We start from the raw sequence: 6904 nt of genomic DNA, 5'->3' as shown, positions 1-6904 counted from the left end.
AAGAGACAGGTTCCGCGTCGAGCCCGGCCCCGAACCCTCCGCCATCCCCGAGCCCGCCCGGCGCGGCCACACCCCGTACGAGCTCGCCCAGCGCCCGCAACACGCCCGGCTCGAACGCGGAGAACGTCCGGCGCAACAGCGGCAGCACGCCGGTGAACGCCCCCGTGGGCACGGCACAGAGCCACCCGTCGACCAGCCCGAACAGCCGCTCGTCGTGCACGAGCAGCATCCCGTCGTCCGCTCCGTCTCCCAGGAACCCCTCGATCCACGCGGCGGCCTCCGCCGGCTCGGTGACGGGCGACAGGGCCCGCTCCATGAGTACGGGGACCAGCTCCCCGTCCGAGCCGCACGCCGCCCCGTCGTCAAAGCGGCCTTGCCGGAGTCCGGCGCGGGCCTGTGTCGCGTCATGCGGCTCCGCCGCGTAGGCGCGACCAGCGCGGTCACGCGCCCCGTAAGGGGCGCGGGGAACTGCGCGACCAGCCACAACGCACCCGCAGCCGCGCGCGGAGCGCAAGAGGCACCCCGGTGGGCGCACCCCCGGGAAAGGCGCATCCAGCAGCAACCGCGCGGCCCTGCCGCGAACAACACCCGGCAGAGCATCCCGCCCGGCAAGCAACCACAGCACGCCGACCCAACGGTCCCTCAGCCCCAGGCCGGAAGCCACCCGCAACCCCGAGCCGGAGGCCGGGCGTGCCCCGGCCAACAGACCCACCGCGTGGTGGACGCCGTCCACCACGCCACGCATATCCGCCGCCGCGTCCGCGTCCAGGCCCGCGCAGGCCGCGGGCAGACCGACGAAGACACGCTCCGCGAGGCCCTCGGCCACCTCGCCGAGCGCGGCGGTGTCCGTACGGCGCACGTCGCCGTAGCGGACCGAGCGGACGAGCGCGGGCAGTGCCTTGGCCAGGTGCACGACGTCCGCGTCGAGCGCCGCGCGGTCGGCGAGGACCCGCATCACGGCCGGGAGCGCGTCGGGGAGGTCGGCGAGCAAGCAGCGTTCGGCGAGCACCGTGAGGTCGGCGAGGGCCGGGGACGCGACGGCCGCCGCCCGGGCGCGCTCCGTCGCGGCGGCCACCACGGTGGTGCCCCACACACCGGCCTCGGCGAGCCGTACGGACAGCTCGGGCTCCCAGCGCAGCCGCCAGGTCTCGCGGAAGGTGCCCGTCCCGCCGCGTGAGCGCGCGGGCCTGCCCCAGTCGACGCCGAGGAGCAGCAGGCGGTGCAGCAGGCGGCTGCGCGCGGCGTCGATGTCCTTGCGGAGGTCGAGCACGCGCTCGCGCGCGGCGGCTTCCGGCGCGAGCCGCAGCGAACGCTGAAGCCGCGCCAGATCCCGTTGCAGAGGAGTGGCCGGCGCACTGTCGGGAACCTCGCCCAGCGCGTCGCCCACGACAAGGCGCTCCTCCACGAGGGCGAGCGGCGCGCCCGAGCCGTCGCACATCACGGCACGGACGGCGTCGAGGGTCTCGGTGAGCCCGGCGAGCGGGCGTCCGCGCAGGCCGGCGAGGGCCTCGGCGAGCCGCACCGCCTCGATGACATGCGCGGAGGACACGGGGTGGTCCTCGGCCCGGAGCAGCCGGGCGCACTCGGTCATCCAGCGTTCGACGGGCCGGTCGGGAGCGTGGAAGAGGTGCCCGTACCAGCCGGGCGAGGCGATCCCCGCGCCGTAATTGCTGCGGCGGGTGAGGCGGCGGTGGGTCCAGGGCACCCAGCTGATGTCGGCCCGGACCTTGGGCAGGCCCTTGAGGTGCGCCCGGTCGGCGGCGACGGTGCGCTTCTCCGCGAGGGCCGGTACGTGCCAGGCGCCGCAGACCACGGCGACCGCGTCGCCGAACTCGCGCCGCGCCTCCCGCAGTTTCAGCCGCATGTACGCCTCGCGCGCCGCGTCGTAGGGCGACTCGGCGTGACCGGCGCGCAGCTCCGCCATGGCCTCGGCCAGGGCCCGGAAGGGCGCGAGCGCGTCTCCGGCACCGGCAGCGGTATCAGCAGCGACTCCGGCACCGGCTCCGCCGCGGTGCTCGACGACGTCCTCCCACCAGCGTTCCGGATCGTCGTGCCCGGCGGCCGCCGCGAGCGCGGCCAGCGGGTCGCCGTCGACCGCCGGGTGCCGGGGCTCCGCGGGTCCGGCGCCGGGCAGCGGCCGATGCTCCCGTTCCGGACGGCCCTGCTGATCGTCCTGCTGGTCCTGGAGCGCGAGAGTGTGGGCCGCGGGCAGGTCGACGAGGCGCACGGGGACGTCGTGGGCGAGGGCCCAGCGGATCGCGACCCACTCCGGGGAGAAGTCGGCGAGCGGCCAGAACACGGAGCGGCCGGGGTCGTCCACGGCGTACGCGAGCAGGGCGACGGGCGGCCGCATCCCGCCGTCCGCCGCGAGGTGCACGATCGCGTCGGCCTCGGGCGGGCCCTCGACGAGCACGGCCTCGGGCGCGCACCGGTCGAGCGCCGCGGCGACCGCCCGCGCGGAGCCGGGGCCGTGGTGTCGGATGCCCAGCAGGGCCGGGCCGCCGGTCCCGGTCACGCGGCGGCCTCACGGCAGGCGCGGTAGAAGTCCTTCCAGCCGTCCCGCTCCCGGACGACCGTCTCCAGGTACTCCTGCCAGACGAGGCGGTCCGTGGCGGGGTCCCGGACCACGGCGCCGAGGATGCCGGCCGCCACGTCGTCCGCGCGGAGGACGCCGTCACCGAAGTGCGCGGCCAGGGCGAGGCCGCCGGTGACGACGGAGATGGCCTCGGCGGTGGAGAGCGTGCCCGAAGGGGACTTGAGCCTGGTGCGGCCGTCGGCGGTGACACCGTCGCGCAGCTCGCGGAAGACGGTGACGACGCGCCGGATCTCGTCCACGCCGTCGGGCACGGCGGGCAGGTCGAGGGAGCGGCCGAGCTGCTCGACGCGGCGGGCGACGATGGCGACCTCCGCCTCCGCGGTGGCGGGCAGGGGCAGGACGACGGTGTTGAAACGGCGGCGCAGGGCGCTGGAGAGCTCGTTCACCCCGCGGTCCCGGTCGTTGGCCGTGGCGATCAGATTGAACCCGTGCACGGCCTGCACCTCCTCCCCCAACTCGGGGACCGGCAAGGTCTTTTCCGACAGGGCGGTGATGAGCGTGTCCTGCACGTCGGCCGGGACGCGGGTGAGCTCCTCGACGCGGACGATCGCGCCCCGCTCCATGGCGCGCATGACGGGACTGGGCACGAGCGCCGCGCGGCTGGGGCCGTGGGCGAGCAGGCGGGCGTAGTCCCACCCGTAGCGCAGGGCTTCCTCCGGGGTGCCCGCCGTGCCCTGCACCAGCAGGGTGGAGTCGCCGCTGACCGCGGCGGCCAGGTGCTCGGCGACCCAGGTCTTGGCGGTGCCGGGCACGCCGAGCAGGAGCAGGGCCCTGTCGGTGGCGAGCGTGGCGACGGCGACCTCGACGAGACGCCGCGGGCCCACGTACTTGGGCGTGATCACCGGGCCTCCCCCGGGCAGGGCGCCACCGAGGAGATAGGTCGCGACGGCCCACGGCGAGAGCCGCCAGCGCTCGGGGCGGGGCCGGTCGTCGGCCGCGGCGAGGGCTTCGAGCTCCGCCGCGAAGGCGTCCTCGGCATGCGGTCGCAGGGCTTGGGCATCGATTCCGGACACGGTCACAACTCCCCCTCGTCGTGCGGTTCCGAGTGCTGCGACAAGCCTGCACCACCCCACTGACAATCGGCCCCGGAGCCACGTCCGCGCAGGTCAGGGCGATTGTCAGTGGGGGGCCGTAGCGTGTGGGACATGAATCCGCAGGGGGAACGCCGAAGGGCGGAGCGGGTGCCGGTAGCGATGCCCGACGCTTCGTCATGCGCTTCGTCATGCGCGGTGGACGAAAGGCTCGCGGAAGCGGCCGCCGCCGCACGCCGCCGCGCGGAGCGCCGCGGCGCCCGCATCGCCGCCGGGGCGACGGAGTTGGAGCAGCGCCTCGCCGACCTGCTGCGGGGCGGCCTCGTGGCTGTCGACGGGGCGGCATACGGGGAATGGGAGGAGACGGCCGCCCGCATGGTCGACGCCCAGGCCCCCGGACTCGCCGCGCGCGCCAGGGAGTTGGCCTCCTTGCGCGGCCCGGGCGGCGACCGGGCATCGCGACTGCTGGCGGAGTGCGCCCTGCTGCACATGCTCAACCAGGGCTTTCTGCACCTGGACCGGCTGCCGGAGCCCTTGGCCGCCACGATACGGACGCGGGTCGGTATCGCCGTGGACACGGCGGCGCTGCTCGCCTCCGCCACCCCCGTCCGTGACCACTGGCTGGTGCTGGCCCGGTCGGACAGCGACGACGGCCGCCTGATCACCCGCAGGACCTGGCTCCACGGCCGCCGGACGGGCCGCATGGCTCTGCTCCTCTCGTACGGGGCGGGTGGCCGGGCACCTGAGCTGTCGCCGACTCCGGGCCACGTTCTCGACGCGGGCCTCGCCTACTACCCCGCGGCGCGCCCACTGCGTGCCGCCCTGGCCACCCGGCACACGGCCCCGGTCCCCGTTTCCGCTTCCGCCTCCGCTTTCGGGCCGCCTCCGGGCAGCGACGCCGGGCAGGCCCTGGCCGCATACGGCGAGGCGCTGCGCGACGATCCGTGGCTGGAGGCGTGGCCCGTCCTGCTCGGTCCCGTGATCCCGGTCCCGGGCCCGGACGGCGACTGGCAACTGGCGGACGCCCAGGGCGGATCGGCACTCCCGGTCGACCCGCGCATACGTGACCGGACAGGACTCTGGCGGCTGGCCGCGATATCCGGCGGCCACCCGATCACGGTCTTCGGCGAGTGCGGCCACCGGGGCTTCACTCCCCTGGCCACGTGGGCACCGGAACCGGTGCCGCTCTGAGAGCCGTACGAAGCCGGGTGCGCGGACGCGAACCGGCACCGAGAACCACGAAGGAGCACGGGACAGAAACGGAAAGGGGCACGCGCATGACCGCCACATGGGACGAGCTCGTCTCCGCCGCCCTGCTCGGCACGGAACGGCGCACTCCGCCCGTACGGCCGCGGCCCGGCCAGGATGCCGCGGAGGCGCTGCTGGACGTCGCGGCGCTGCACACCGTACGCCGGCGTGCCGGGCTGCTCCCGGCGGCGGCCCGGCCCCGGCCCGCCGCGGCGCCGGAGGACCCCCGGCCACCGCTGCCGCCCGCCGCCCGGCAGCGGCTCGCGCTGCTGCTCGCCGACCGCACCGGCGCGGGGAACGGGGGACGGCGCGGAAGCGCGCCCGACCTCGTCGAGCTGCTGCCACAATGGCTGGCCGCCGCCAACCGGTACGGCTACCGGGCACCCGCCGACCTGCTGCCCGACCTGCTGGAGGCGGCCCGGGCCCGTACCGACCTCCGCCCGGAGGCGCTCGCGTTCGGCGGGCCCCGCGCACGGTGGCTGGCCGGGCTCAACCCGCAGTGGAAGTACGCGCTACGGGCGGCGCCGGGCCCGGCCCCCGCGCCCGGTGGCCCCGGAGCACCGCTCGACGCCCCCGCGGCGCGACGGCTGTGGGAGGAGGGGCTGTTCGCCGAGCGTGTCACTCTCCTCGTCACCGCGCGCCGTCACGACCCTGCGGCCGCGCGGGACCTGCTCGCGAGCACGTGGCGGACGGAGCGGGCCGAGGACCGGCTGATGTTCCTGGACGCCCTGCGCGAGGGGCTCTCCCCCGCCGACGAGCCGTTCCTCGAAGAGGCCCTGGCCGACCGCGGCCGCAACGTCCGCGGCACAGCGGCGGAACTGCTGACCGCGCTCCCCGACTCGGCCCTGTCCGGACGGATGGCCGAACGGGCCCGGACGTGCGTGGCCCTGGAGCGTACGGGCGACGGCGCCCGCATCGCGGTCGAGGCACCGCACGAGTGCGACAAGGACATGCAGCGCGACGGCATCGCCGCCCGGCCACCGTCAGGGCAGGGCGAACGGTCCTGGTGGCTGGGCCAGGTGGTGGAGGCGGCCCCACTGGCCACCTGGCACCGGCGCCTCGGCGGCAGGAGCGCCGCGGCGATCGTCACCCTGCCGGTCGCCGACGGCTGGCGGCCGGACCTGCACGCGGCCTGGTGCCGGGCCGCCGTCCGGCAAGGGGACGCGGAGTGGTCGCGCGCCCTCCTCGGCCCACCGGACTCCGTACCGACGGCCGAGGAGGCGCCGTGGCTCGACCCGGCGAAACTGCTGTCCGCACTGCCGCCCGGGGAACGGGCCGAGTGGGTCGCCGCGTTCATAGCGGCCCACGGCCTGTCGGAGGCGTTCCGGCTCCTGGGCGTGTGCGAGGTCCCCTGGCCGGAACCGCTGGGCACCGCCCTGGTCGACGCCCTCGCCACCGCCCGGGACTCCGGCGGCTACCCCTGGAGTTTCAGCGGCGTCATGGGCCTGGCGGAACGCTGCCTCGACCCGTCCCTGGCCGACCGCCTCGCGCTCCTCACGGCGCCGGCCCACGACGACGTGCTCGGCACGTCGTCGTACTGGCCGGAGGCGTTCTCGCGCCTCATCGCGACGCTTCGGCTGCGCGATGCGATGCGGAAGGAATTGGCGGGGGCGGGGTAACCCCACTCCAGGGACTGCGCCCCCTGGACCCCGGTGGGTTCAGCCGCGCCTACCGGGTTGCCACCCGGGCCCGGTGCGCGGCTGCGGCCGGTGGCTCCGGCTGCGTCCACCGGGGTGCGTATTGCGCTGCGCGCGGGGCTGCGGGCCGGTGGTCCGGGCGCCTGCCGGGTTGCCACCCGAGCCCGATTCGCGTCTGCGGGCCGACGGCCAGGTGCGCCCACCGGGTTGCCTCTTGCGCCCGGCGTGCGGCTGCGGGGCGGTGGTCCGGTGCGCCTACCGGGTTGCCACCCAGGCCCGGCGTGCGGCTGCGGGTCGTGGACGGCTGGTCGCGCAGTTCCCCGCGCCCCTTTCGGGGCGCACCCTTCCCGTCACCTTCCGTTGTGGGCAGGCGTCCCGCAGGGCGGGACGGG

The 6904-nt window shown here is 76.2% G+C and carries 4 protein-coding genes; 2 read left to right on the top strand and 2 right to left on the bottom strand.

Annotated elements, in window-relative coordinates; genetic code table 11:
• The coding region (locus K6I34_RS28145; RefSeq protein ID WP_229330032.1) for a DUF5682 family protein at positions 1–2515 on the bottom strand (2515 nt) is incomplete at its 3' end.
• A complete protein-coding gene (locus K6I34_RS28140) occupies positions 2512–3615 on the bottom strand; it encodes an AAA family ATPase (RefSeq protein ID WP_229330031.1) in 1104 nt (367 codons plus the stop codon). The genes K6I34_RS28145 and K6I34_RS28140, both read right to left, overlap by 4 nt.
• Positions 3616–3825: 210 nt before the next feature.
• Here K6I34_RS28140 and K6I34_RS28135 point away from each other — a divergent pair, with 210 nt between their 5' ends.
• Both K6I34_RS28135 and K6I34_RS28130 read left to right on the top strand, forming a co-directional pair.
• A complete protein-coding gene (locus K6I34_RS28135) occupies positions 3826–4818 on the top strand; it encodes a hypothetical protein (protein WP_374231039.1) in 993 nt (330 codons plus the stop codon).
• Positions 4819–4904: 86 nt separating this feature from the next.
• The gene (locus K6I34_RS28130; RefSeq protein ID WP_229330027.1) at positions 4905–6494 is read left to right on the top strand and encodes a DUF5691 domain-containing protein; all 1590 of its coding nucleotides are present in this window, start codon (positions 4905–4907) and stop codon (positions 6492–6494) included.
• The last annotated feature ends 410 nt before the right edge of the window (positions 6495–6904 follow it).

It is taken from the genome of Streptomyces sp. UNOC14_S4 (assembly GCF_020740835.1).
Taxonomy (GTDB): Bacteria; Actinomycetota; Actinomycetes; order Streptomycetales; family Streptomycetaceae; genus Streptomyces.
This window is presented reverse-complemented; position numbering and strand designations above follow the sequence as displayed.

Excerpts from the sequence above, each read along its gene's own strand:
- K6I34_RS28130 (WP_229330027.1), top strand. The coding sequence starts at position 4,905 with ATGACCGCCACATGGGACGAGCTCGTCTCCGCCGCCCTGCTCGGCACG.